The organism is Scandinavium hiltneri (assembly GCF_024764835.1).
GTDB lineage: Bacteria > Pseudomonadota > Gammaproteobacteria > Enterobacterales > Enterobacteriaceae > Scandinavium > Scandinavium hiltneri.
The window spans coordinates 207173-232999 of record NZ_JALIGE010000076.1 but is presented as its reverse complement, the minus strand read 5'-3'; the positions used below and the strand labels follow the sequence as shown (position 1 = coordinate 232999).

The 25827-nt window shown below is 51.0% G+C and carries 25 protein-coding genes, 1 tRNA gene and 2 pseudogenes; 15 read left to right on the top strand and 13 right to left on the bottom strand.

Annotation, left to right across the window (positions count from 1 at the left end; translation table 11 throughout):
- Positions 1-11 precede the first annotated feature (11 nt).
- Positions 12-99, bottom strand: a tRNA-Ser gene (locus MUU47_RS18625).
- A 268-nt stretch (positions 100-367) separates the two neighbouring features.
- On the opposite strand from MUU47_RS18625, the gene ghrA reads away from it, so the two are divergent.
- The 4 genes from ghrA (at position 368) to MUU47_RS18605 (ending at position 3271) form a co-directional block, all read left to right on the top strand.
- Positions 368-1306: a glyoxylate/hydroxypyruvate reductase GhrA gene (gene ghrA, locus MUU47_RS18620; RefSeq protein ID WP_258989635.1), complete on the top strand. Its 939-nt coding sequence runs from the start codon at positions 368-370 to the stop codon at positions 1304-1306.
- A gap of 86 nt (positions 1307-1392) precedes the next feature.
- Positions 1393-2130, top strand: a complete 738-nt coding sequence (locus MUU47_RS18615; protein WP_258967335.1) for a phosphatase — start codon at positions 1393-1395, stop codon at positions 2128-2130.
- A 21-nt stretch (positions 2131-2151) separates the two neighbouring features.
- A complete protein-coding gene (locus MUU47_RS18610; RefSeq protein ID WP_258989634.1) occupies positions 2152-2706 on the top strand; it encodes a TorD/DmsD family molecular chaperone in 555 nt (184 codons plus the stop codon).
- A gap of 103 nt (positions 2707-2809) precedes the next feature.
- Positions 2810-3271: a DUF1097 domain-containing protein gene (locus tag MUU47_RS18605; protein ID WP_258989633.1), complete on the top strand. Its 462-nt coding sequence runs from the start codon at positions 2810-2812 to the stop codon at positions 3269-3271.
- A gap of 61 nt (positions 3272-3332) precedes the next feature.
- On the opposite strand, the gene MUU47_RS18600 is transcribed toward MUU47_RS18605, so the two are convergent.
- The gene (locus MUU47_RS18600) at positions 3333-3704 is read right to left on the bottom strand and encodes a curli assembly protein CsgF (RefSeq protein ID WP_258990560.1); all 372 of its coding nucleotides are present in this window, start codon (positions 3702-3704) and stop codon (positions 3333-3335) included.
- 395 nt (positions 3705-4099) lie between these two features.
- Here MUU47_RS18600 and MUU47_RS18595 point away from each other — a divergent pair, with 395 nt between their 5' ends.
- The 3 genes and pseudogenes from MUU47_RS18595 (at position 4100) to MUU47_RS18585 (ending at position 6849) form a co-directional block, all read left to right on the top strand.
- A complete protein-coding gene (locus MUU47_RS18595; protein ID WP_258989632.1) occupies positions 4100-4591 on the top strand; it encodes a hypothetical protein in 492 nt (163 codons plus the stop codon).
- Positions 4592-4627: 36 nt separating this feature from the next.
- Complete coding sequence (locus tag MUU47_RS18590; protein WP_258989631.1) at positions 4628-5773, top strand: hypothetical protein; 1146 nt, start codon at positions 4628-4630, stop codon at positions 5771-5773.
- Positions 5774-5898: 125 nt separating this feature from the next.
- Positions 5899-6849: pseudogene (locus tag MUU47_RS18585) on the top strand (IS3 family transposase).
- A gap of 320 nt (positions 6850-7169) precedes the next feature.
- Here the strand turns inward: MUU47_RS18585 and MUU47_RS18580 are convergent.
- From MUU47_RS18580 to csgD, 3 genes and pseudogenes are all read right to left on the bottom strand, one after another.
- Positions 7170-7979, bottom strand: a pseudogene (locus MUU47_RS18580) (CsgG/HfaB family protein); the annotation flags it as partial.
- Positions 7980-8141: 162 nt separating this feature from the next.
- Positions 8142-8501, bottom strand: a complete 360-nt coding sequence (locus tag MUU47_RS18575) for a CsgE family curli-type amyloid fiber assembly protein (RefSeq protein WP_258989630.1) — start codon at positions 8499-8501, stop codon at positions 8142-8144.
- A 26-nt stretch (positions 8502-8527) separates the two neighbouring features.
- Positions 8528-9178: a biofilm master transcriptional regulator CsgD gene (csgD, locus tag MUU47_RS18570; RefSeq protein WP_258989629.1), complete on the bottom strand. Its 651-nt coding sequence runs from the start codon at positions 9176-9178 to the stop codon at positions 8528-8530.
- Between the two features lie 501 nt (positions 9179-9679).
- On the opposite strand from csgD, the gene csgC reads away from it, so the two are divergent.
- The 4 genes from csgC (at position 9680) to MUU47_RS18550 (ending at position 12603) form a co-directional block, all read left to right on the top strand.
- Positions 9680-10012 carry a curli assembly chaperone CsgC gene (csgC, locus tag MUU47_RS18565; protein ID WP_258989628.1) on the top strand — a complete coding sequence of 111 codons (333 nt, stop codon included), beginning with the start codon at positions 9680-9682 and terminating at the stop codon, positions 10010-10012.
- Positions 10013-10253: 241 nt separating this feature from the next.
- Positions 10254-10577: a YmdA family protein gene (locus MUU47_RS18560; protein WP_258989626.1), complete on the top strand. Its 324-nt coding sequence runs from the start codon at positions 10254-10256 to the stop codon at positions 10575-10577.
- Positions 10578-10652: 75 nt separating this feature from the next.
- Positions 10653-11183, top strand: a complete 531-nt coding sequence (gene ymdB / locus MUU47_RS18555) for an O-acetyl-ADP-ribose deacetylase (protein ID WP_258989625.1) — start codon at positions 10653-10655, stop codon at positions 11181-11183.
- Positions 11131-12603 carry a phospholipase D family protein gene (locus tag MUU47_RS18550; protein WP_258990559.1) on the top strand — a complete coding sequence of 491 codons (1473 nt, stop codon included), beginning with the start codon at positions 11131-11133 and terminating at the stop codon, positions 12601-12603. Before ymdB ends, MUU47_RS18550 begins: the two co-directional genes overlap by 53 nt.
- 46 nt (positions 12604-12649) lie before the next feature.
- Here the strand turns inward: MUU47_RS18550 and mdoC are convergent, their stop codons facing one another.
- The gene (mdoC, locus tag MUU47_RS18545) at positions 12650-13810 is read right to left on the bottom strand and encodes a glucans biosynthesis protein MdoC (RefSeq protein WP_258989624.1); all 1161 of its coding nucleotides are present in this window, start codon (positions 13808-13810) and stop codon (positions 12650-12652) included.
- A 251-nt stretch (positions 13811-14061) separates the two neighbouring features.
- Here mdoC and mdoG point away from each other — a divergent pair, with 251 nt between their 5' ends.
- The 3 genes from mdoG (at position 14062) to MUU47_RS18530 (ending at position 18447) form a co-directional block, all read left to right on the top strand.
- Positions 14062-15615: a glucans biosynthesis protein MdoG gene (gene mdoG, locus MUU47_RS18540; protein WP_258989623.1), complete on the top strand. Its 1554-nt coding sequence runs from the start codon at positions 14062-14064 to the stop codon at positions 15613-15615.
- Positions 15608-18136, top strand: a complete 2529-nt coding sequence (gene mdoH / locus MUU47_RS18535) for a glucans biosynthesis glucosyltransferase MdoH (RefSeq protein ID WP_258989622.1) — start codon at positions 15608-15610, stop codon at positions 18134-18136. Before mdoG ends, mdoH begins: the two co-directional genes overlap by 8 nt.
- Positions 18137-18219: 83 nt before the next feature.
- A complete protein-coding gene (locus MUU47_RS18530) occupies positions 18220-18447 on the top strand; it encodes a YceK/YidQ family lipoprotein (RefSeq protein WP_110510141.1) in 228 nt (75 codons plus the stop codon).
- Here MUU47_RS18530 and MUU47_RS18525 read toward each other — a convergent pair whose 3' ends face one another.
- The 3 genes from MUU47_RS18525 to MUU47_RS18515 form a co-directional block, all read right to left on the bottom strand.
- Positions 18448-18822: a MysB family protein gene (locus MUU47_RS18525; protein ID WP_159761354.1), complete on the bottom strand. Its 375-nt coding sequence runs from the start codon at positions 18820-18822 to the stop codon at positions 18448-18450.
- A 94-nt stretch (positions 18823-18916) separates the two neighbouring features.
- Entirely contained in the window at positions 18917-20173 is a 1257-nt protein-coding gene (gene mdtG / locus MUU47_RS18520) for a multidrug efflux MFS transporter MdtG (protein WP_258989621.1), read from the bottom strand.
- A 151-nt stretch (positions 20174-20324) separates the two neighbouring features.
- Positions 20325-21248 (bottom strand): Kdo(2)-lipid IV(A) acyltransferase, encoded by a 924-nt coding sequence (locus tag MUU47_RS18515; RefSeq protein WP_258989620.1) that lies wholly within the window; start codon positions 21246-21248, stop codon positions 20325-20327.
- A 219-nt stretch (positions 21249-21467) separates the two neighbouring features.
- On the opposite strand from MUU47_RS18515, the gene trhO reads away from it, so the two are divergent.
- Positions 21468-22517 (top strand): oxygen-dependent tRNA uridine(34) hydroxylase TrhO, encoded by a 1050-nt coding sequence (gene trhO / locus MUU47_RS18510; RefSeq protein WP_258989619.1) that lies wholly within the window; start codon positions 21468-21470, stop codon positions 22515-22517.
- A gap of 67 nt (positions 22518-22584) precedes the next feature.
- Here trhO and solA read toward each other — a convergent pair whose 3' ends face one another.
- The 4 genes from solA to pyrC all read right to left on the bottom strand — a co-directional run bounded on the left by solA (position 22585) and on the right by pyrC (position 25775).
- Positions 22585-23703, bottom strand: a complete 1119-nt coding sequence (gene solA, locus MUU47_RS18505) for an N-methyl-L-tryptophan oxidase (protein WP_258989618.1) — start codon at positions 23701-23703, stop codon at positions 22585-22587.
- A gap of 157 nt (positions 23704-23860) precedes the next feature.
- Positions 23861-24115 carry a biofilm formation regulator BssS gene (bssS, locus tag MUU47_RS18500; RefSeq protein WP_097161273.1) on the bottom strand — a complete coding sequence of 85 codons (255 nt, stop codon included), beginning with the start codon at positions 24113-24115 and terminating at the stop codon, positions 23861-23863.
- A 291-nt stretch (positions 24116-24406) separates the two neighbouring features.
- Entirely contained in the window at positions 24407-24652 is a 246-nt protein-coding gene (dinI, locus tag MUU47_RS18495; RefSeq protein ID WP_159761359.1) for a DNA damage-inducible protein I, read from the bottom strand.
- Between the two features lie 76 nt (positions 24653-24728).
- Positions 24729-25775, bottom strand: a complete 1047-nt coding sequence (gene pyrC / locus MUU47_RS18490) for a dihydroorotase (protein WP_258989617.1) — start codon at positions 25773-25775, stop codon at positions 24729-24731.
- Positions 25776-25827 lie beyond the last annotated feature (52 nt).

Here is a 25827-nt window from a genome sequence, read left to right as displayed (position 1 = left end):
TTCTTAAGATATGGCGGTGAGAGAGGGGTTCGAACCCTCGATACGTTGCCGTATACACACTTTCCAGGCGTGCTCCTTCAGCCACTCGGACACCTCACCATATTGTCGTCCCAACGCTGCTGGGACGGGCGCTAATGTAGGGAAAATCGTAACTTACGTCAATCAACTTTTTCAAAAAAACGTCCAATAAGACAAACTTCGTCCAACCTGCTTTCGTAATAACCGCGATTCGCTTTTTTTCTCAGCATTCGCCTTTCCGCCGACAGGCTGCAAAAATTTGCTATGCTGACAAACCAATATAAAACAACACGAAACCGACGCGCCGCAGACCTGCATAAGAAAGGCGCAGTATATAAAGGAGAGCAGTATGGAGATTATTTTTTACCATCCCACCTTCGATACCCAGTGGTGGATCGCCGCGCTGGAAAAACAACTGCCGGGTTCCCGCGTCCGTGAGTGGAAAAGCGGTGACAATGAGCACGCCGATTACGCGCTGGTGTGGCATCCGCCGGTAGAAATGCTGCAAGGTCGTGAGCTGAAAGCCGTCTTTGCGCTGGGCGCAGGCGTCGATTCCATTCTCAGTAAGTTGCGAGAACACCCGGAGATGCTCCCGCTTTCCATTCCACTGTTCCGCCTCGAAGACACCGGCATGGGTCTGCAGATGCAGGAGTACGCCGTCAGCCAGGTGCTGCACTGGTTCCGTCGCTTTGATGATTATCAGGCGCTCAAGCAGGAGACGCGCTGGGAGCCGCTGCCAGAATTTACCCGCGAAGAGTTTACCATTGGCATCATGGGCGCTGGTGTGCTCGGCAGTAAAGTGGCGGAAAGCCTTCTGGCCTGGGGATTCCCGGTGCGCGTCTGGAGCCGCAGCCATAAAGACTGGCCGAATGTGCAGAGCTTCGCGGGTGAAAGTGAAATGGGCGATTTTCTGCGTGAAACGCGCGTGCTGATTAACCTGCTGCCAAACACGGCGGAAACGGTCGGCATCATCAATCATGCGCTGCTCAATCAATTGCAGGATCAGAGCTATCTGCTGAACCTCGCACGCGGGGTGCATGTCAATGAAGATGAACTGTTGCGCGCGCTGGAAAATGGCAAGCTAAAGGGTGCGATGCTCGACGTGTTCAGCCGTGAACCATTGCCGGTGGAAAGCCCGCTGTGGCGCCATCCTCGTGTGACCATGACGCCGCACATTGCGGCAGTGACGCGTCCGCAGGAAGCCATTGCCTATATCGGTAAAACCATCAGCGGCCTGGAGCGCGGAGAGACGGTCACCGGGCAGGTCGACAGGTCCCGCGGATACTGAGTTCAACCCGGCAATGCCGGGTTTTTCGCTAATAAAGGCCGCCCATTCCTGCTATGCTTGGACATATAAAGAAAGAGGAGAATGTGATGTATCCTGTTGACCTGCATATGCACACCGTCGCCAGCACCCACGCTTACAGCACCCTTCATGACTATATCGCCGAAGCGAAACGCAAAGGGATCAAACTGTTTGCCATTACCGATCACGGGCCAGATATGGCCGATGCTCCGCACTATTGGCATTTCGTGAACATGCGTATCTGGCCGCGAATGGTCGATGGTGTGGGCATTCTGCGTGGGATCGAATCCAACATTAAAAACACGCTCGGCGAAATTGACTGCACCGGCCCAATGCTGACGTCGCTGGATTTCATCATTGCCGGTTTCCATGAGCCGGTATTCCCGCCGCAGGATAAAGCCACGCACACCGAAGCGATGATTGCCGCTATCGCCAGTGGCAATGTCCACATGATCAGTCATCCGGGGAATCCGAAATTCCCGATTGATATCAACGCCGTGGCGGAAGCGGCGGCGAAGCACCATGTCGCGCTGGAAATTAACAACTCCTCGTTTGTTTCATCTCGTCCGGGCAGCGAAGATAACTGTCGGGCCGTAGCCGCGGCGGTGCGTGACGCTGGGGGCTGGGTGGCGTTAGGTTCTGATTCCCACACCGCGTTTACGCTGGGTAATTTTACCGAATGCCGTAAGATTCTGGACGCCGTTGAGTTCCCGGAAGACCGTATTCTTAACGTTACGCCGCGCCGCTTCCTGGATTTCCTCGAATCGCGCGGCGTGCCGCCGATAGCCGAATTTGCTGAACTGTAATTCTCTGAATGGAATAATTGAATGAACGAGTTTTCAATCCTCTGCCGCGTTCTGGGCTCATTGTACTATCGCCAGCCGCAGGACCCGTTGCTGGTCCCGCTGTTTAACCTCATTCGTGATGGCAAACTGGCGGCGAGCTGGCCGCTGGAACAGGATGAGCTGCTGGAGCGCCTGCAAAAGAGCTGCGATATGCAACAGATCTCCGCAGACTACAATGCACTGTTTGTTGGCGATGAGTGCAGCGTTTCTCCGTACCGCAGCGCATGGGTTGACGGCGCGACCGAGGCCGAAGTGCGTAGCTTCCTGTCCTCACGCGGAATGCCGTTGAGCGACACGCCTGCCGACCATATCGGCACGCTGCTGCTGGCGGCGTCCTGGCTGGAAGATAATTCCGCGGATGATGAAAGTGAAGCGGTCGATACGCTGTTCACTGACTATCTGCTGCCGTGGGTCGGCACCTTCCTCGGGAAAGTTGAAGCGCACGCCACCACGCCATTCTGGCGTACGCAGTCGACCATCACTCGCGAGGCAATCTCAGCGATGTGGGATGAGATCGAAGAAAGTAGCGAACAGTAAAGTGTGATTCACATCACAATTTAAATGTAACGATACACCATTAGTTGCAAATTTTGTGCTCGTGATCTCATCTGAAAACCGCGCATCTGCTATGATGCGCGGCATGAACATACTTCTCTCTCTCGCACTGACAACAGGCATTCTCTCCGGACTCTGGGGATGGGTAGCCGTGTCTCTCGGCCTGCTCAGCTGGGCGGGTTTCCTCGGCTGTACCGCTTACTTTGCCTGTCCGCAAGGTGGGCTGAAAGGTCTCGCCATCGCAGCCGCCACCGTCTTGAGCGGTGTGGTATGGGCGCTGGTGATTATCCACGGCAGCGCGCTGGCGCCGCATCTGGAAATCTTCGGCTATGTCATGACCGGTGTGGTGGCGTTTCTGATGTGCTTACAGGCCAAACAGCTGCTGCTGTCTTTTGTGCCGGGCACGTTCATCGGGGCTTGTGCCACGTTTGCAGGGCAGGGCGACTGGAAGCTGGTGGTGCCGTCGCTGTTGGTGGGGCTGATATTTGGCTACGCGATGAAAAATAGCGGGCTGTGGCTGGCAAACAGACGCTCTGCTATGCTGTAGCTGAAGCAGAATAAAAAAAGCCGGTGCAGTTCAAAATGCACCGGCTTTTTTTTCAATTTTTTTAGTTGGAAAGTCCGCTTATCTCCACCTGAGAGGTCTGATTCGTTTTTCTGTCGGTAATGTTCATTACCAACTGACCATCGGTGTTGGTCACATTGACAATAAAATCAGGTGTGACAAGTTTGCCTGGTTTACCCTGACTCACATTACTCATCAGATTTCCAAGTAGTTGCGATTGAATGGCGGACGTAAAATAAGACAGATCTGAAGTACTGGAAGCACTGCTACTGTCATCGTAATCTGGAGACTTATAACTGTTTTGCGCTTGTGCTTCATTAAGTAACACAGACCCATTAAGTGGATTTCCACCAAAGTCAGGGTTGATAAACTGGTACGTCAACTGTCCTGCTGAGCAGTAACCGGCAAACAACATTCCTGCTAAACCCAATAGCACTGATTTTCCTCTGCACATATTGCCCCCAAATGGATAAGAATGTCTTGTTCGTCATTTGCGACTTATCTGATAGTAGTTGCCTTAGCCGCATTTTCAATATGTCAGCCTCGCGATAAATGCAATAAAACCCTATGTAAATAAAAAAACCAATGTAATCAATAAACTTACAAAGGAGCATCTCATGCTTGTTACTAAAAAATAATACTTTATGTTGACTGACTCAGATAAAACCTATTTTTGCATGAGATACTCCCATCCATTAATAAATATTCTTATCTATATGCATTTATTTTGCGAATGCCGTGATGTGAATAATCGTCAAGGAATTGTCGCATGCTCCATAACAACCAAGGTGAATGCCGGAGGTGTGTGTTGTGAAGATCAAAGAGTATGCTCCATTATTGTTGGCATTATTATCATTCAGCTCATTTGCGAGTAAAGAACTTGCATTTGAATTATCTCCTAATGAACTGAATCTGCCAGCAAAACTAGGTTTGCCAGCAAACAAAACCAATGCCTGGATTAGCCAGAGCGGCGTAGGTATGGATGCAAATATCAATCAGCTCAGAACTGGAGCTAATACGAATGCGATCATTAATCAGCGAGGAGGAAATAATACCGCCAATATTGCTCAGGCCTATGGTAACTCTGATTTGGCGATAATTAGTCAGAATGGCTGGGGTAACGATGCGATAATTGTTCAGCATGGTTCAAATAATGCTGCGGCAATATCACAAGACGGAAACAGTAACTATGCAAAAATCATTCAGGTAGGGAATAACCTGGGTGGCGTTAAAGTAAGTCAGACTGGAGCAGGAAATGGTATCACCGTAAAGGTCACAAGCCTTGGTGTCACAACAAGGTAATGTTTATTAATCCTTTAATTAAATATAGGTATCAATATGAATCTCTGGAAATTGACAGCAATTGCATCGTTGGTGATCTCGGGTAGTGCTTTGGCACAATATCAGGGCACAGTCACTGTTCCCACTCCGAGCCCGGATGCAAATTTAAGTGCTACAGCTCTTGAGGCGACACATGCAGCGTCCTCAACTTCATATCAAAGTGAGCTTGGTGATTTTGGTGGTTCAACGACCAATAATAACGAACACGCCGCAATCTTCCAGTCGGGTGGTAATAGAAACCAGGCAACGGCGACCCAAAGCAATGCACAACAATCATCAACATTAATTTATCAGAAAGGTGACAGAAATAAAATCAACACTACTCAATCAGCCACTCAAAGCTTGATTTATGTTTCTCAAGGTGGTGGTGTCGGAAATACCATTGGTGATAGTGGTAATAACTTTACCCAGACCGGCGATCATAACATTTTTGTCGTCAAACAGCTTGCTGATAATAACCATGTTAATGATTCTTCGCAGGGTGGGAGTCACAATAAAGTCGTTGTTTATCAAAATGGTGATAATAATGCGACCATCGATTCAACTGGTAATTACAACAATGTCTTTGCTAGTCAGACAGGAACTCAAAACAATACTACGATCAAACAAAATGGTTTCCTCTCCAATCACAATACAGCCACTGTAATACAAACTGTAGGATATAATACCGGCGACATTACTCAACTCAGTGGCGCCGGAAATAAAGCGACAATCCTGCAGAATAGCGCCTATGGTTCTAACAGCGCAGATGTCAAACAAAACTTTGGCTTGGGCAATACTGTCCTTGTTAAACAAGGTGACTGGGGCAGCAATGGTTGGGGTGCCAGCCAAGATACTGCGCATGTAACTCAAACTGGTGGGATCGGAAATAATGTTAAAACCGATCAAACTGACTGGTATGGGAAAATTGACGTTAAGCAAAATGGTGGTTTGTCTAACGATGTAGACATTACTCAAAACTCAAGAAGTGAAGCCCCGGGCAGCTCTATTGGTTCAAGTGTCGCGGTGGTATCTCAGACTAATGGTATCAATAACACCGCGAATATCAATCAGCTAACACTGTCTGGCTCTGTCGTTGCTGCAACAGCATATGTTTCTCAAAACGGTGGTTCTAATAACACCGCGACAATTAACCAGCATTAAAAGTATTATTCTTCACGAAAGCCATCATTCGCTGATGGCTTTTTTTTGATCTCCCCCTTGTAAACAGTACCAGTCTAAACTGAAGTATCCGGTCTTTCTTTCATCTCACAGAGAGGCTAATCGCCATGAAAAAGACCCGTTATACCGAAGAACAGATTGCATTTGCGCTGAAACAGGCCGAAACCGGCACCAGAGTGGAGGAAGTGTGCAGAAAGATGGGCATTTCTGAAGCCACTTTTTACAACTGGAAGAAAAAATTTGGCGGGATGGGCGTGACGGAACTGCGTCGTCTGCGGCAACTGGAGGATGAAAACCAACGACTCCGTCGTCTGGTGGCAGACCTCAGTCTGGACAAGGAAATGCTCCAGGATGTCATTCGAAAAAAGTTCTGAGGCCCGTCCAGAAGCGGGAAGCGGTGACTTACCTACTGGACGCATATCGTATTGGTCTGCGCCGTGGTTGCCGTTTGATGATGCAGAGTCGCACGGTATACAACTATCGCAGCAGCCGTGATGACAGGGCCCTGACTCACCGGATAAGAGAGATTGCTGAGGCGCGTGTCCGCTATGGCTGTCAGCGCTGTAGATCAGTGCTGGAGCATGGATTTTGTTGCTGATAATCTGTTCAACGGACGTCGGATCCGTGCCCTGACTGTAGTGGATAATTTTAGTCGTGAATGCCTGGCGATAGAGGTTGGTCAGGGGCTGCGGGGAGAGGATGTAGTTGCCGTTATGGAGCGCCTGAAGCGAATGAAGCAGCGTGTGCCACACCGGTTGCAGACGGATAATGGCAGCGAATTTATCTCTAAATCGCGGGACAGATGGGCGTATGAAAATAAGGTGACGATGGACTTCTCGCGGCCGGGAAAACCCACAGACAATGCACTGGTCGAGTCATTCAACGGCAGTCTGCGTGATGAATGTCTGAATGTTCACTGGTTCCTGTCACTGGAAGATGCTCAGGAGAAGATCGAGTGCTGGCGACAGGAATATAACCAGCAAAGACCACATTCATCGTTAAATAATCAGACTCCGGAGGAATTTATCCGAAGTCTGCAAAAAGGCCGGAATCACTGATTTAACCTGGCATCGATATTGGGAAGGGATCAGAAGAAGGGCATATGAACACCGGTAGAATAGGGTTAATAATAACTGGTGTTTGTTAGTGTGAAGAGGACAAAAAAATCCTCGCATCCATTGCGAGGATTTTAAGGGCGATGACTTTCCTGGCTAAGTAATCAGGAACTGCTTTCTTTTGCCGCTTTTGGCAGTGCAGGGAGTGCCGCTTGTGGTGGCATTGCGGCTGGTTGGGCAGGTGCTGGTACTGAAGGTTGAACCGTTTTCGCCGGAGGTGTATTTGTGATGGCATCAGACATCAATAGACCATCCCGGGCTTCTTTACGATAGCGAGAAAGGACTTCGGAATTGATGTCCGCACTGTTCGCCAGAGCCCACAGATCTTTATTAATGCCGTCATTAATCAGATGAATAACCCCTTCTTCAATCGCGGACATCAGGCACATCATCACCGGTTCATTGGTGGTGTAACCTGTTTCACCTTCCAGCAAGCGTTGGTAGTCAATAAAGCGGAAGACACCTGCCTGAACTTCATAAGAGAGAATCGTTTTGCTGGTATTGACTGAGGAAAGCACTTCGCCACTTTGTACGTTAACCACTCGTAAGTTCACTGCCACTTGATCCAGTTGGTACTGGGTACTGCCGCCGATACCAAAGAAGCGTGCGCCGAGACCGCCGGTTTTCACGTTACTGGCATAACCGATAATTGACCCTTCAATAATAACGTTGGCAGAATAAAGAGATGGCAGTGGAGCCATGTTATTTTCACCAACATTGCCATTTTGTTGTGCGGCACGAATAATTTTACGTTCATTCAATAAATTGTTCAGCCCTTGGCGTTCCAGTGGTACGAACCATTGGGAGTCTTTAAGGGAAGACACCAACATGGCGGTTGCACTTTGCGGGACTGAAGTTGAGAAGTTACTGGCAGGATAAGGCTGGAATTGTCCGGTTTCATCCTGAATATTATAAACTGCGACAAATATCTTTCCTCTGGGTTGCGGTAACGTCACCAAATCTTTATAGGTTTCATCACGAGGTAACAATGTGGGTTTCGCGGCTTCTTGTGGTGGCGTGGTAATGCATCCAGACAAGAGTCCAGCTACAACCGCCAGAATAACAATACGCATTTTTGTCTTGCCTCTCTGAATGATGTCATTTCGGAAACCCCTCTGTGAAAATTTAAGCAGCAAAGATGCAGTGCTATCATTTAATAAGCACAGTTATTATTTTGCTAGTTATAAATTACCACGACACAAAAAGGTTATTGCTGTATATAATATACCTTGAAATTAATATTCATCTCGGGATAAATCACCCGTTTGCAACAATGTTTGACTCAACATTTGTTTTTGAATTTCTTCTTGTACTGCGACAACTGCCTGCTCAACTACCGCATCATAATTTTTAACAACAGGTGAAACTACAGTTTGATAAACAATATTCTGATTATAGCGAATTGTCATAATACTTCCCCAGCGAGCACTGGGTCTTTCGGTTATAACCAGATTGACCTTACTGTCTGACCAGTGGTCACTAAAATCGCGACAAAATTTTTGTCCGACTGAAGTGACTGCCCTGGTTACAACAAGCCCCGGAACTTCGATTTCTTCTGCCCTAAGGCAGAGAGAATGGAGCAGGAGTAAGGACATTAACAATGGTGTAGTCCTCATGATTGTCACCGCATGTTTTTATTGGCCCAGAACACGGCTTGCGTCCGGTTCTTTACAGAGATTTTTTTGAACAGATTGTAGATGTGTGTCTTGACAGTGTTTTCACTGATAAATAATAACCGGGCGATCTCAATATTTGAGGCTCCCTGGCGTAATTTACTTAGGATCTCTTTTTCCCTGTGGGTCAGGACAACAAATTCATTCCATTGGGGATGGGAAAGGCTAAGTTGCTGCAATATGTACTCATTAATAGCTTTTGGGAAACATTTTTCACCACGGGAGACATTTTTTATTCCTTCAATGAGATTTTCCTCGCACGTTTCAGTATGAAAAACTCCACTGATCATTGGCCACTCTGCAATATCCCGATGGTGATATTGCGTGGGTGTGTTGAAAAGTAAGACCTTAAATCGCTTCTGGCAATTTTGCAGATGTTGGCACCATTGCTGTGAAGTCTGGGTTTCAAGAGAAAGCATATCGAAAAGCAATAAATCGCCATCAGCGATAGTAGAGCTTTCCACGATATCGCTCTGTCTAAGTGTTACGTTATTGTAGAATCGCTTTTTAAGTGCTTGAAGCAAAAGGGTTGATTGCAATGACGGTCTGGTTATTAGAAGCAATGATCGCAGATCTGACAGATTTTTATCAGTTTGCATGATTTACTCCAGAAGCTGTGTATGTCGTTTTTATATAATTAAAACATTGAGTTGGTTTTCAATGCTCGGTCTTGTACAACTTTGATTGACAAAAAATCAATACAAAAAAAGCATGAGTGCTTTAGTAAGGTAAAATCTAGATAAGTATAATTAACTAAACAAGCCTGTATTATGTAACAGCATGTAACTGAAGGTGTCAGTGTGATAACAGCAGTGGTGGCTTATACTTATTTCATAATTTATATGTAAAGGCCTTTTCTTTGTTAACTTATTGTTTTTAATTAGTTTTTGTTTAAATAATGAAAAAGTAGTAGATACAAATAGCCATAAAGCTCATAACTTAAATTTTAATTTGGATGCAACGTTTGTATATTTCAGTGAATTTATCGATGGCCTGTTACTCAGGTTTTTATATTAAATCCATTGAGGTTTTAATAAAAACACCAGCAATACCTGTGGGTCCGTTTTGTGATTAATACTCAGTGATCTCTTGGAGGCATAATGCAAAGTATTATTCTTGCCGCATTGGTTGTCGGTAAACTTTCTTTTGACACGCATCGTGAAAAGGAGATGTTGACCATCATCCCGATGATCACCTTACCTGTTGCATGTGAATGCCAGGTTACGGTTGAAACCCAACGAAAAGGGGATTCAGGTCAAAGCATTAGCCGGCAGCAAAGCATGGTGAGCATTCCCTCAGATACTCCTCTGTCTCTGGGGACGCTGATGATAAATGCCCCTTCATCCGACGAGATTCAGATTAGCGTCACTGTCAGTAACGGTAAGGAAGTTAATCTCAGTAATAGCTGGTCTCCTGGTGTACAGAAGAGTTAGTTCTTTTTAAAATATCTTTTTTGGTTTCTTTTCCAGCAATTGATTTTCCGTATTTGCGTTTTAATTCGATGGTTACCCTTCAAGACTTGATAATTTGCACTACTGTTATCGTATAAGCGCTGTCTGACAGGGCTCATTATGATCTCTATTGTTTATGGTTTTGATGTGTCGTGGTGACATAGGCACGGTGCGGCGTGCGCATAACTCTCTCAGGGATGATAACATTCCACGGAGCTACGCGATGAAAACCTTAACTAAACAGCTGTGTGTCGTTGCCTGTCTGTCGTCGGCGTTGTTCACTGGCGCCGCGACGGCCACAACCTCTCAAGCACAGGGAGGCGTCATTCATTTTGTCGGGTCGATTGTCGAAGATCCTTGCAACATTTCAACCGGTTCTCAGCATATTTCCATGAGTTGCCATCGTGCAGGGCAGGTGCAAACTTCCGCTATTTCTTACCAGCAGGCTACTACGGGACAAGTCGTGAATAACGAGGCGGCAACCGTTAGCATGCGCTACATTAATCCTCAGAAAACACTCGGTGTCGTCACCATCGCTTATCGTTAACCTCTTTACGGATAAACGCTTTCTCCTGCTTTTGACTAAACTTGAACTTAAGTGAACGTTCGGCAGGAGAAATTTATGAACGCGCGGATCCAAATCCTTCAGGCCGATATCACTACCCTCGATGTCGATGTTATCGTCAACGCCGCCAATCCGTCGTTACTGGGCGGTGGGGGTGTGGACGGGACCATTCACCGGGCTGCAGGCCCGGCATTACTGGAAGCCTGCAAAAAAGTGCGCCAGCAGCAAGGGGAGTGTCCGGCTGGTCACGCGGTGATAACCGAGGCCGGTCATCTAAACGCTAAAGCGGTTATCCACGCCGTTGGGCCGGTATGGTACGGTGGCGAACAGCACGAAGCTGCGTTGTTGGAAGACGCTTATCGCAACAGCCTGCAGCTGGCGGAAGCCAACGGCTATCGGACTCTGGCATTCCCTGCCATCAGTACCGGCGTCTACGGCTATCCTAAAGCCGCTGCAGCAGCGATTGCCTTTACCACCGTTGATCGCTGGCTTGCCAGCCACGCGTTACCTGAACAGGTAACTTTCGTTTGCTTTGATGAGGACAGTGCACATCTATATGCACGATTACTTAGCCAGCAGGGAAACTGACACCCGCCTGCACCAGGCGCTGGCTTCTTCAGAGAACGCCTCGTCAACCGTCTGTGGGATCCACACGCTCGAAGACAGTCTTGAAGCTTTTGCCGCGCGCTATCAGCTTGCTGCCCTGGCGGAGCGTACCCTTGATGTGCAGTATTACATCTGGGAAGACGACGTCTCCGGCCGATTGTTGTTTCAGGCACTAATGGACGCCGCAGACCGGGGCGTGAAGGTACGATTATTACTGGATGACAACAACACCAGCGGGCTGGACGACACGCTCAAAATCCTGGATGCGCACCCCAATATCGACGTGCGGCTGTTCAATCCTTTTTCATTTCGTACTCTGCGGATGCTGGGTTATCTGACCGATTTTGCGCGTCTCAACCGCCGGATGCATAACAAAAGTTTTAGTGCGGACTGTCTGGCGACCATCATCGGTGGGCGCAACGTGGGCGATGCCTATTTCGGTATCGGTGAAGAACCCTTGTTTACCGATCTCGACGTGCTGGCGACAGGCCACGTTGTCGCAGAAGTGGAACGGGATTTCGAGCGCTACTGGCAGTGTGAATCAGTGGTAACCCTAAAACAGGTGCTTCCATCGGACAATATGGCAAGGGTAAAGCCGTCTTTGCCCGCATTTTCCGATGAACAGCAGATCGCCGCTGACCGCTATCTGGAAAAACTGGCGACAACCGAAATTGCCCGGCGCATGTCGCAGGGGGATTTACCGTTTATTCACGCGCAAACTAAACTGCTCAGCGACGATCCGCGCAAAGGGGAAGGAAGAGCTGCTCCGCGCAGTTTACTGCCTGAACGTTTACGCCGCGCGATGGGTACGCCCGAATCGAATATCGATATTATCTCTTCTTATTTTGTGCCAGGCCGCGCGGGCGTGGCGCAAATTCTGCAGCTGGTGCGAAAAGGGGTGAAAGTCGCGATTCTGACTAACTCCCTGGCGGCGAATGATGTGGCGGTGGTTCACGCGGGTTATGCGCGCTGGCGTAAAAAGTTGCTTCGTCACGGCGTCGAACTTTACGAGCTGAAACCGACGCAACATCCACGGCCAGGCATCCGCGACCGCGGTTTGACCGGAAACTCTGGTTCCAGTCTGCACGCCAAAACCTTCAGTATTGATGGCAAAAAAGTGTTTATTGGCTCGTTTAATTTCGACCCGCGTTCGGCGCTGCTCAATACCGAAATGGGGCTGGTTATCGACAGCGAGCATCTCGCCCAGCGCATTCACCATCGTTTTCTGAAAAGTCAGCGCGACGCCGCCTGGAAGCTCAAGCTAACGCGATGGGGAAAAATTCACTGGATAGACAGGGAATACGGGCAGGAAACCGAACTACGCAAAGAGCCGCAGGCCAAAATCTGGCAGCGTATTTTAGTGCTGATAGCGTATGTGTTGCCGGTGGAGTGGTTGTTGTAATCGGGCCGCACAGAGGCGGCCCCTTTGCTTACTGTGCGAAAAGTTATTACTGTGCGGAAGACTGAACTTTATTCGGTGGCGTCTGCGGTTTGCCGGAAAACAGGAAACGCAGCAGCGGAATACGAAGGTGAATTTCGTACAGGATAATCGCAATCCCGACCACGAACACCAGACCGGTGATAAAGCCGACCAGGTTGGAATGGATGTACGGGGTGATCCACGCGCCGTACAGCAGGGTCAGCGGGTGGTGTACCAGATAAATAAACAGCGAGGCGTTGACGAAATAGGTCACGCGGCTGGATTTGAAATTCAACATCCGGTGGCCAAATGCAAACACCACGTTCACCATCCACAGGCCCAATACCATCGTAATCACGTACTCAGTTTCATACATCCAGGCGTCGCCAGAGCCGTACTGCTGGTTCAGGCGATAGGCAATAAAGCCGAGAATCGCGCCGGCCATGCACCACGGTGAAGGGGTAGTAAACACATCTTTGAGGCGTGGATTCACGAACGCCTGCGCGCCCAGAATAAAGAATGGCAGATAGAACAGGGTCTGCATCACCACGAAATTAAAAATACCGTCGCTGAGTATCGGGGGATACACGATGAACAGCGTCCGGCGAATAATGGCGTACACAATGCCCAAGGCAAGGAACAGCCCGGTCAGTTGGCCCATGGAAACGTTATTGAAAAACGCGATAATTGAGGCCTGCTGGCGCTTTTTGATCCAATGGAACAGCGCCAGCCCGAGCGTGGTCAGCACCACCAGAACCAACAGGAACCACAGATGAGACACCAGTTCCCACGCCAGGGTGTTGAATTTTTGATAGCCGGTCAGCGTATGCCAGGTCGCCGATTTTCCTTCAACGTGCTGAAGCATTAAAAATTGCGGCAGCGTCAACAGGGGAATGGCGGTCAACATCGGGATGCCGACGCGCTCCACGCGCACCGTCCACCATTTTTTCATCGGATAGCGCAAAAACAGCATGTACGAGAAATAGCCGGAAATGACGAAAAAGACCTGCATACGGAATGAATGAACAAAATCGTTGAACAGCGTCAGCCACCACGAAGGTTCAGCGCTGTTGACGTGCCAGGTATGGCTGGAATAAATCAGGGAAATATGGAAAGGAATACCCAACAGCATCAGCCAGGCGCGGATGGAGTCGAGGAAATATTCGCGTTGCGGTGGTGTATTATTCATAAAGTCAATGAAATCTCAGACTAATCGTCTTATCGGCCAGTACGATAACAGTTAAATTCGAGCAACCCTACACGAAGTCCGGGAACCTGTCTTTAGGAGTAGCACGCAAAGTGCATACCGGTGTGGAACGTTGTTTATTCCATAGGCCACCGAGCCGAACAAAATGGGGATTATGTTGTCGGATTGCTTGAGTTTCCATTAAAATGGATTGGATCGATTTAAGCACACAAAGGGGGAAGTGCTTACTACTTATGAAAAATAAACCACAGATGATGAAACTGCGTTGGATAGGCGCAGCCATAATGTTGTCCCTGTGTACTTCATCTGCATGGGCGTTCAGTATTGATGATGTAGCGAAGGAAGCGAAATCGCTCGCCGGCAAGGGCTACGAAGCGCCAAAAAGTAACCTGCCCTCCGTTTTCCGCGACATGAAGTATGCGGATTATCAGCAAATTCAGTTCAACCACGACAAAGCTTACTGGAGCAAGGTCAAGACTCCGTTCAAGCTTGAGTTCTACCATCAGGGGATGTATTTCGACACGCCAGTCGCTATTAATGAAGTGACGGCCACGTCGGTGAAGAAAATCAAGTACAGCCCGGATTACTTCAATTTTGGCAATGTCCAGCATGATAAAGATACCGTCAAGGATCTGGGTTTTGCCGGGTTTAAAGTGCTGTATCCGATCAACAGCAAAGATAAAAACGACGAAATCGTCAGCATGCTCGGAGCCAGCTATTTCCGCGTTCTCGGCCAGGGTCAAACCTATGGCTTGTCTGCCCGCGGCCTCGCCATTGATACTGCTTTGCCATCCGGCGAAGAGTTCCCGCGTTTTCGTGAGTTCTGGATTGAGCGTCCAAAAGCGACCGACAAACGTCTGACTATTTATGCATTGCTGGATTCCCCGCGTGCGACCGGTGCCTATCGCTTTGTTGTGATGCCGGGCCGCGATACCGTGGTTGATGTGCAGTCCAAAGTTTACCTGCGCGATAAAGTGGGCAAACTGGGCGTGGCACCACTGACCAGCATGTTCCTGTTTGGGCCGAATCAGCCATCTCCGGCCACCAACTTCCGTCCTGAACTGCATGACTCTAACGGTCTGTCGATTCTGGCCGGTAACGGTGAATGGATCTGGCGTCCGCTGAATAACCCGAAACACCTCGCAGTGAGCAGCTACGCGACCGAAAATCCGCAAGGCTTTGGTCTGCTGCAGCGTGGTCGTCAGTTCTCGCGTTATGAGGATTTGGACGATCGTTATGACCTGCGCCCAAGTGCTTGGATTACCCCGAAAGGCGACTGGGGTAAAGGGAAAGTCGAGCTGGTGGAAATTCCAACCAACGACGAAACCAACGATAATATCGTCGCTTACTGGACCCCGGACCAGCTGCCGGACCCAGGTAAAGAGATGAACTTCAAATACACCATCACTTTCAGCCGTGACGAAGACAAACTGCACGCACCGGATAGCGCGTATGTCATGCAGACGCGTCGTTCAACGGGTGATGTGAAGCAGTCGAACCTCATTCGTCAGCCGGATGGCACTATCGCGTTTGTCGTCGACTACACCGGCGCGGACATGAAAAAGTTGCCGCAGGATACGCCGGTTACTGCCCAGACCAGTATTGGTGACAACGGGGAAATCGTGGACAGCAACGTTCGCTATAACCCGATGACTAAAGGCTGGCGTCTGACGATGCGTGTGAAAGTCAAAGATGTGAAGAAAACGACCGACATGCGTGCGGCCCTGGTCAATGGCGATCAGACGCTGAGTGAAACCTGGAGCTATCAGCTACCTGCCAATGAATAAGATAAACGAATACATCGATGCAATGCCCCTCTCTGATACTGAGAAGGCGGCATTGCCGACCACTGATTTTCGTGCTCTGCATCAGGCGCTTGATACCGAAGAGACGCCGATTGCGCGTGAAGATGATTCACCGCTCGGTTCGGTAAAAGCGCGCCTGGAGCAGGCGTGGCCGGATTCGCTGTCGGAAGGGCAGATAATCAAAGACGAGGAAGGGCGCACACAGCTTGAGGCGATGCCGAAAGCGACACGTTCTTCTATGTTCCCGGATCCGTGGCGCACCAACCCGATTGGTCGCTTCTGGGACAAAATGCTGGGCCGTGAGGTTCAGCCGCGTTATTTGTCGCGTCTGACTCAGGAGGAGCGTGAGCGTGAAGACAAGTGGCGTACTGCCGGGACTATCCGTCGTTACATCCTGTTGTTGCTGACGTTGGCGCAAACCGTCGTCGCGACCTGGTACATGAAAACTATTCTTCCGTACCAGGGCTGGGCGCTGGTTAACCCAATGGACATGCGCGGTCAGGACCTGTGGGTTTCCTTCATGCAACTGCTGCCGTACGTGCTGCAAACGGGGATCCTTATCCTGTTTGCCATTCTGTTCTGTTGGGTGTCCGCCGGTTTCTGGACCGCTCTGATGGGCTTCCTGCAATTGCTGATGGGTCGCGATAAATACAGTATTTCAGCGTCAACCGTCGGTGATGAAGCGCTGAATCCTGAGCATCGCACCGCGCTTATCATGCCTATCTGTAACGAAGATGTAGACCGCGTATTCGCGGGCCTGCGTGCAACCTGGGAATCGGTGAAAGCGACCGGTAACCACAAGCATTTCGACGTTTACGTGCTGAGCGACAGTTATGATCCTGATATCTGCATGCGTGAGCAGAAAGCGTGGATGGAGCTGATTGCGGAAGTCGGGGGCGAAGGACAGATTTTCTACCGTCGTCGTCGTCGTCGTGTGAAGCGTAAAAGCGGTAACATCGATGATTTCTGCCGTCGTTGGGGTAGCCAGTACAGCTACATGGTGGTGCTGGACGCAGACTCCGTGATGACCGGTGACTGTCTGTGTGGTCTGGTGCGTCTGATGGAAGCGAATCCGAACGCCGGGATCATCCAGTCCTCACCAAAAGCCTCCGGCATGGACACGCTTTACGCGCGTTGCCAGCAGTTTGCGACTCGTGTTTACGGCCCGCTGTTTACTGCCGGTCTGCACTTCTGGCAGCTGGGTGAATCTCACTACTGGGGTCACAACGCCATTATCCGCGTGAAGCCGTTCATCGAGCACTGTGCACTGGCACCGCTGCCGGGTGAAGGTTCGTTCGCTGGTTCTATCCTCTCCCACGACTTCGTGGAAGCGGCGCTGATGCGTCGTGCAGGCTGGGGCGTGTGGATTGCCTACGACTTGCCCGGTTCGTATGAAGAGCTGCCGCCAAATCTGCTGGACGAACTGAAACGTGACCGTCGCTGGTGTCACGGGAACCTGATGAACTTCCGTCTGTTCCTCGTGAAAGGCATGCACCCGGTACACCGTGCGGTGTTCCTGACAGGTGTAATGTCATACCTGTCGGCGCCGCTGTGGTTTAGTTTCCTTGCGTTGTCGACAGCGCTACAGGTGGTTCATGCGCTCACCGAGCCGCAGTACTTCCTGCAGCCGCGTCAGCTGTTCCCGGTCTGGCCGCAGTGGCGTCCGGAACTGGCCATCGCACTGTTCGCATCAACCATGGTGCTGCTGTTCCTGCCTAAGCTGCTGAGTATCATCCTTATCTGGTGCAAAGGGTCGAAAGAGTTTGGTGGTTTCTGCCGCGTGACCCTCTCCCTGCTGCTGGAAGTATTGTTCTCGGTGCTTCTGGCGCCGGTTCGTATGCTGTTCCACACCGTGTTCGTGGTCAGTGCGTTCCTTGGCTGGGAAGTGGTATGGAACTCGCCGCAGCGTGATGATGACTCAACCCCATGGGGTGAGGCCTTCATGCGTCACGGTTCTCAGCTGCTGCTGGGTCTGGTGTGGGCTGTGGGTATGGCGTGGCTGGACTTGCGTTTCCTGTTCTGGCTGGCACCGATTGTCTTCTCGCTGATTCTGTCGCCGTTTGTGTCGGTGATTTCCAGCCGTTCGACCATCGGTCTGCGCACCAAGCGCTGGAAGCTGTTCCTGATCCCGGAAGAGTATTCCCCGCCGCAGGTTTTGCAGGACACCGACAAGTACGTGGTGCTGAACCGCACCCGTTCGCTGGACGATGGCTTTATGCACGCGGTGTTTAACCCGTCGTTTAACGCCCTGGCGACCGCGATGGCGACCGCACGTCACCGTGACAGTAAAGTGCAGGAAATTGCCCGCGACCGTCACGTTGAGCAGGCGCTGAACGAAACGCCGGACAAACTGAATCGCGACCGCCGCCTGGTGTTGCTGAGCGACCCGGTTACCATGGCGCGCATGCACTATCGCGTGTGGTCATCTCCGGAGAGATATTCTTCGTGGGTGGACCATTACTCGGAAATTAAGCTCAATCCATTGGCGATTAAAGCGAAGTAACTTCCGCTGTAACGCGTTTGAAAATAAAATACCGGTCGATTGACCGGTATTTTTTTAATGAGGTTTTAATGAACAGAAACGCGGTGAGGATCCTGGCGGTGTGCCTGATGGCGCTCACGCTGAGCGGCTGCGGCAGCATTATCAGTCGGACCATACCGGGCCAGGGGCACGGAAATCAGTACTATCCTGGCGTGCAGTGGGACGTCAGAGATTCCGCATGGCGCTATATCACCATCCTCGATCTGCCGTTCTCGCTGGTCTTTGATACGCTGCTGTTACCCATCGATGCCAATCATGGCCCTTACGAGTAACTAGCGCTCATCCCACTCATCGGCTGCCGTCTGACCCTCTTCGGTGTCCAAAGGCGGTTCGAGCTGAAATTCGCCCTCATCCCACTCGTGGAGTGTATTTTCTTCAATCCACTCCTGCGTCAGTTCAATCTCATCGAAATCGCCGTCAAAGACGCTCTGCGCACCTTCTCCGCTCACCATCGGCAGGCATTCGCCTTCTTCGCCTTCAGTGGCAAAGAATTCGGCCTGCCACATAATATCGCCATCCTGCAGGATGTATTTCTGTAAGTTGAGCTGCTGAACACTGAGTTCGTCTTCCCCCGGATTGGGGCTGCTGGCAACAAACTCTTCGCGAGCCGCATCAATAGCTTCGTCGAGCGTGGCGTACATAGTCATCTCATTCTCCCTGCGGTTTGACGTGGTTTTCAGGAAAAGAATAGACGAAGTTTCGGTTAAGCAAGAACGTCAGACGAAAAAACATCCTGATGGATTAATTCACCGCAGACGAGTCTTCACTTTCACTCTGCACAGAGGCGAGGGCTGCCTGTCGCGTACGGCGCATACTCAGGCCTGTATAAATGGCGTTGAACATGACCACGCTCGCGGTCACCAGGAACACCGTGCGAAAACCGTAGCTCGCCGAAACCGAGGCGCCAATCAGCGGCCCGGTGACGTTACCAATATCGCGAAAAGACTGGTTATAGCTGAAAATGCGCCCGGCAATCTGGTTGGTGGAATTGTACACCAGCAACGTCTGAACGGCGGGCAGCAGCGCCCCGTCGGCAGCGCCGAGCAGAAAGCGCAGCAGGCCAAGCTGCCAGGGGGTTTGCACAAACGACATCGGGATTAACAGCAGAACGGAGATTATCAGCGCCGCAATCAGGATTTTTTCCGGCCCGATTCTGTCGCCCAGTTTGCCCAGACGAGGGGCGCTGATCAGCGCGGCAACGCCGGGCACCGACGCAATCATCCCGCTGATAAACGCGATATTGCTGACGTTACCCGCCAGCTCCCGTACATACAGCGTAAGAATTGGGGCGATAGAGCCGGTCGCCACCTGGATAATCATGGTAGTGACAAACAGGCTTAGCACCAGCTTCGGGCTTTTCAGCGAGGAAAGAACGTCTCTGGCGTGAAGCATCTCTTTTTTCGGCACCGGCTCGAACTGCTCGCGGATAAGTAAAAGCGTCAGCAGGAAGCACAAAAACAGCACGCTGGCAGTCATAAAGAACACCGGACGCAGGCCGTAGGTGTCTGCCATCAGGCCGCCAGCTAAAGGGCCAAGCAGCGCGCCGCTCACCGCCCCGGTGGAAAGCGTTCCCAGCGCCCAGCCGCTTTTATGGCGAGGGATTTGAGTGGCGATCAGCGCATTGGCGTTCGGCACAAAGCCGCCGAGAAGACCCAACAGCGCGCGCAGAACCAGAAACTGCCAGATATTCTGCGCGAAGCCCATCAGCACCATCACAATCGCCATGCCGAGGGCAGAGCGTAGTAGCATGATTTTTCGACCTTTACGGTCTGCGAGCCCACCCCAAAACGGTGAGGCGATAGCGGAAAACAGAAAGGTGATGCTGAATACCAGTCCGGACCACATGTTTAGTGCGCTATGTCCGGTGACGCCGAGTTGTTCGACGTACAGCGGCAGAAAAGGCATGACCAGACTGAAGGCCGCGCCGGTAAGAAAACAGCCGATCCAGGCGATGGTGAGATTCCGTTTCCAGCTTATGGGGGCATCTGAGGAAAGCATAGGGTTCCGCGTAATGACGCTAGGGTCGTTCAAAATAAAGTGATAAGCAGGCTAATTATGCGCTGACTAAATCATGACTGCAATCAACGACGACGAACCAGAAAAGAAAAAAGCAGGCCAGGTAACTGCAGAGCCACCCGGCAGGTAAGGGTCAGTAGCGGGAAGGCGTGCCTTCCGGGCGCGTTTTGAAACGACGATGCAGCCACATGTACTGTTCGGGCGCCATCAAAATACATTGTTCAATCACTTTGTTCATCCACGCAGCGGTGGTTTCGGCATCGTCCAGCGGCGGGGCGCACTCTGGCTCGAGAATCACCAACTCATAGCCTTTGCCACCCGGCTTACGGCGCGGCACGAAAGGCACAATGCAGGCCTTCGACATGCGCGCCAGGGTGTAAGTCCCGGAAGTGGTTGCCGCTTTGTCGACGCCAAACAGCGGCACAAACACACTGCCCTGAGGGCCATAATCGTGATCGGGCGCGTACCAGATGACTTCGCCGTTTTTCAGGGCGCGGATCATGCCCTTTAAATCTTTGCGATCAAGCATGTCTTTGTTGGACCGCATCCGTCCCCAGGTCTGCACAAGGTCGATAACCGGATTATCATTCGGGCGATAAACGCCAATCCCCGGAGACGCGTGCAGGCCAAACATGCGGGCGCCGATTTCTAGCGTCAGAAAGTGGATACCGATAAGTAGAATGCCTTTTTTCTCGGCTTCCAGCGCACGGATATGTTCCACGCCGATGGAATCACTCCAGCGAGCCATCCGTTTGTCGGACCAGAACCACGCCATACCGGTTTCCATCAACCCCATGCCAACGGACTCAAAGTTTTTGACTACCCAGTCATGACGCGTTTTTTCGTCCATATTGGGAAAGCACAATTCGAGATTGCGATAGGCAATATGGGAACGTCGTTTCATCAGACGCAGCGAAAGACGGCCAAGGGACGTACCGAGACGGTAGAGGATCGGATAAGGAAGTTGAACCAGTAGCCACAACAGGCCGACGCCCAGCCAGGTTAACCAGTAACGCGGGTGGAGGAGCGCGGCGGAAAATTTAGGTAAATGCGTCATCTCAGTCCTGTTCTTTCAAGCTATCGATTTTATTATCGCACTTTTTCGGGCTTCGCCCAAATGACCTCAGGCGGAACGTCTGTTATTGCAGCAAATGTAGGGAGTGTATCTGTTTGAGGTGAGAAAAATGTAGCGCAAAATGTGGGGATGTAAATTTGCAGCACATGCTATATGATGCGGGCCGCGAATTTTCTCATAAACGAATGCAGGAACCACACCATGCCAGTGTTGCATAACCGCATCTCGAATGAGCAATTGAAGGCGCAGATGATGGCTGAAACCGAGCCGCGCACGACAATCTCATTCTATAAATATTTCACCATTACCGATCCAAAAGCGACCCGTGATGCGCTGTACCAGGCGTTCACCAGGTTCAGCGTGTTTGGCCGCGTCTATCTTGCTCATGAAGGAATTAACGCGCAAATCAGCGTGCCAGAGAGCAAAGTCGACGCTTTCCGTGAGCTGCTGTACGGCTTTGATCCGGCGTTCAACAATCTGCGCCTGAATATTGCGCTGGATGACGACGGTAAATCATTCTGGGTGCTGCGCATGAAAGTGCGTGACCGCATCGTGGCTGACGGCATCGATGACCCGACGTTTGACGCAAGCGACGTGGGTGAATACCTGAAAGCAGCCGAAGTGAATGCGATGCTCGACGATCCCGATGCGGTGTTTATCGACATGCGTAACCACTACGAATACGAAGTGGGCCATTTCGAAAACGCGCTGGAAATCCCGGCCGACACTTTCCGCGACCAGCTGCCAAAAGCCGTTGAAATGATGGAAGAGTACCGCGACAAGAAAATTGTCATGTACTGCACCGGCGGGATCCGCTGCGAAAAAGCCAGTGCGTTTATGAAGCACAAAGGCTTCAATAAGGTCTGGCACATTGAGGGCGGGATTATCGAATACGCCCGCCGCGCACGTGAGCAGGGTCTGCCGGTGCGTTTTATCGGTAAGAACTTTGTGTTCGACGAACGCATGGGCGAACGCATTTCAGACGACGTGATCGCGCATTGTCACCAGTGCGGTACGCCGTGCGACAGCCACACTAATTGTCTGAACGACGGCTGCCACCTGCTGTTCATCCAATGTCCGGTGTGCGCGGAGAAATTCCGCGGTTGTTGCAGCGAGCTGTGCAAAGAAGAGAGCGTTCTGCCAGAAGAGGAGCAGCGTCGACTGCGAGCAGGGCGTGAAAACGGCAACAAGATTTTCAATAAATCTCGCGGTCAGTTGAATACGCGTTTGGGGATCCCTGACCCGGAATAAGTCGATTTCTGACAGCAATCTTCTGAAAGCCTGGTAACCATAACGCTACCGGGCTTTTTTACGCCTGTTATTGCGCGAAACGTGCGAGGCTAAAAGGCGATAAATCAAACGCAGGCGTTTTGCCCTGCGCAAAATCAGCGGCAATTTCACCCAGCACCGAGGTGAACTTAAAGCCGTGTCCGCTCAGGCCGGAAATCACCAGCGTGTTGTCATTGCCGGGCAGGGTGTCGATGATGAAGTCTTCGTCCGGCGAATTGTCGTAGGTGCAGGCGGCGCCGTGCAGGCAGCAGCCAATGCCTGGCAGCACGTTACGCAGGAAATTAAAGGCTTCAGAGCCGTCCGTTGCCACTGCGCCAAATGGCTTGCGCTGTTCAGGTGAATCAATAACTTGTCCCCCGTTGTGCTTGCCGATTTTGAGTTCGTTGTCTTCAGCCGGGAAACCGTAATACTGGTCACCGTTTGGTAGCTCACCGGTAAACGCCGGAAAGTTGTTTTTGCGACTGTATCGGCCATCCGCCTGGTACCAGGCAAACACTTTACGCACCGGCTGAATCGGCAGTTCCGGCAGAAGCCTGGTGGCCCAGGTTCCGGCGCTCACCAACAGACGTTTAGCGGTGTAACTGCCATCGGCGGTTTCAACGGTGACGCCATCCGCGTGATGCGAAACGGCGGTGACAGGGCAATTGAACAGCTGAGCACAACCTGCTTCGCGGGCCAGTTCTACCCAGGTTTTGACCGCCAGCTCACTGCGCAGCACGCCGGAAGCCGGTTCAAACAGCCCGACGTAATCCTCCGGCACGCGGATCTCCGGCCAGCGAGCCATCAGCGCCTGGCTGTCCAGCCGCTCTACGTTCAGACCAAACTGGCGTGCGCTCTGCTCGACGTTGGCGAGGAACAGAGAATGAGCCGGGCCCAGGTTGATGACGCCGGTTTTCTCAAAAATCTCTTCGCCGCTCAGCGTGGCGAGTTCATCCCACAGGGTTTGCGCGCGAAGCACCAGCGGCACATATTTTTCACCCTCGCCGTAGGCATGACGAATCAGACGCGTATCACCGTGGTGGCTGCCTTCGTTATGCGGCGGCAGATGGGCGTCGGTCATCAGAACTGACAGCCCTGCGCGGGAAGCGTAATAGCCGGCGGCGGCACCGACAGAGCCACTGCCGATAATTATTAAGTCGTAGTTCATGCGTGTCTCATCTCTGTTCGTTATGCCACAGGCATATTGTCCTGCAACTCGAATTATTTTGGGTATAGCAGGGTAATTAATCTGCTAATGCGTGACAAGCCAGAAATAATTAAGGCACCCGATGGGTGCCTGTTACGTGAATTTTTGGCATCAAGCGCTAATGCCTTCGATACTCGTTTTCCTGGAAATCGCCGGATTCAATTTTGGCGATGCCCGCTTCTAAAATAGAAATAAACTGACGGGCTACATCGGTCGTTAACCATAGCGTTTGACCGATTTCTGCTTCGTTGTGACTCGATAGTGTGGGGTTCTGGTAGTGCAGGCGCAGCATCAGCGCGTCATAGCTGTCTACGGTGCTGATGTCCCATCCGACGAGGGGATGGGTCTGGATGACTTCATTATTCTTTTCCATCATAACCCCTTATTAACGTGTTTAAAGACAACGGTTCGAGGTTCAATGCGTGTTTTCTGAAGCATACTCATTATATCAACAACTATGAAAATATTCGAACTTTCAGGTTAAGAGCAACATTTTTTTCTGGTTCAATCGTTTTTTTGAACAATAAAACGGCAGTTAGTTCGTTATTTTTTAAAAGAATAGTGATGCAATAAGAAAAAGGTTAAAAAAAGCACAAAATGAAATTAAAAAAGCCGGGGCGACCCGGCAAAAATTACATAATGATGGAGCGTTTTTTTAATCGAATCAGGCAGGGTTAAACCAGTCATCCGCGCTTTCCCAGGTTTCCTGGAGAATTTCGCTGATACGGTCTTTGTCTTCTTTAGCGCCGCCGAGAACGGAAAGATTATTGCCGGCGGCGTAGCGCACGCTGACTTGTCCGTTCTGGTCCGGGAATTGATCGAGAATACGACGGGAAAGCTCGCTGGTGAGCGCATCAATAGCGCCTGCGGGCAGGACAGTGGTTCTGGCGATGGTCACTTCAATACGCATAATGTGCCCCCTGTTGAATATACTGGATATTTATACAGTTAGTTTGCGAAACTTACAACAGGGGACAATCATTTTTTTAGCGTTTAACGCTCCAGTTCACGGTTTCACCGGCAAGGAACGGGATCAGCGCGTCGTCGGTCAGGGCGATACTGTCGACGACCTGGCTCTCTTTGCGCTCCAGTTCGATGAAGCTTTCATTGACCGGCAAGCCGTAGAAACGCGGGCCGTTCAGCGAGCAGAAGCCCTCGAAGTGTTGTAAGGCATTCATTTCTTCGAACACCGTGGCATAGCTGCCAAGCGCCGTTGGCGCGTTGAAGCAGCCTGCACAGCCGCAACTGGCTTCTTTGCGATGACGCGCATGTGGGGCAGAGTCGGTGCCGAGGAACGCGCGCTCAAAGCCACTGGCAACCAGTTCACGCAACGCCTGCTGGTGAATATTGCGTTTGAGGATAGGCAGGCAGTACAGGTGAGGGCGCACGCCACCAACCAGCATATGGTTGCGGTTGAACATCAGATGCTGCGGGGTAATGGTGGCGGCCAGCAGTTCGTTACCGTCGCGCACGTATTCAGCGGCATCTTTGGTGGTGATATGTTCAAACACCACTTTCAGACCCGGCAGACGCTGGCGCATCGGCTCCATCACCGTTTCGATAAAGCGTGCTTCACGGTCAAAAATGTCGATTTCAGCGTGGGTAACTTCGCCGTGGACCAGCAGTGGCATGCCCAGCTTTTGCATACGTTCCAGTACCGGCATGATCGCATCAATGCTGGTGACGCCGTGGCTGGAGTTGGTGGTCGCATTCGCCGGATACAGTTTAGCAGCGGTAAACACGCCTTCATTGAATCCGCGTTCCAGCTCGTTTGGGTCAAGGGTGTCGGTCAAATAGCAGGTCATCAGCGGGGTAAAGTCATGGCCCGCAGGAACGGCATCAAGAATGCGTTGGCGGTAGCTGATGGCGGCATCAACGGTGGTCACCGGTGGCACCAGGTTTGGCATCACAATCGCCCGGCCATACACTTCACTGGTGTATGGCACGACGGTTTTCAGCATATCACCATCGCGCAGATGGATATGCCAGTCGTCGGGACGGCGGATTTTCAGTAGCTGGGATTGTGCTGTCATGGAAGGCTCCGGCTTGTTGAGAAGGGCTATTTTTGCCGGGCACTAAGATTAA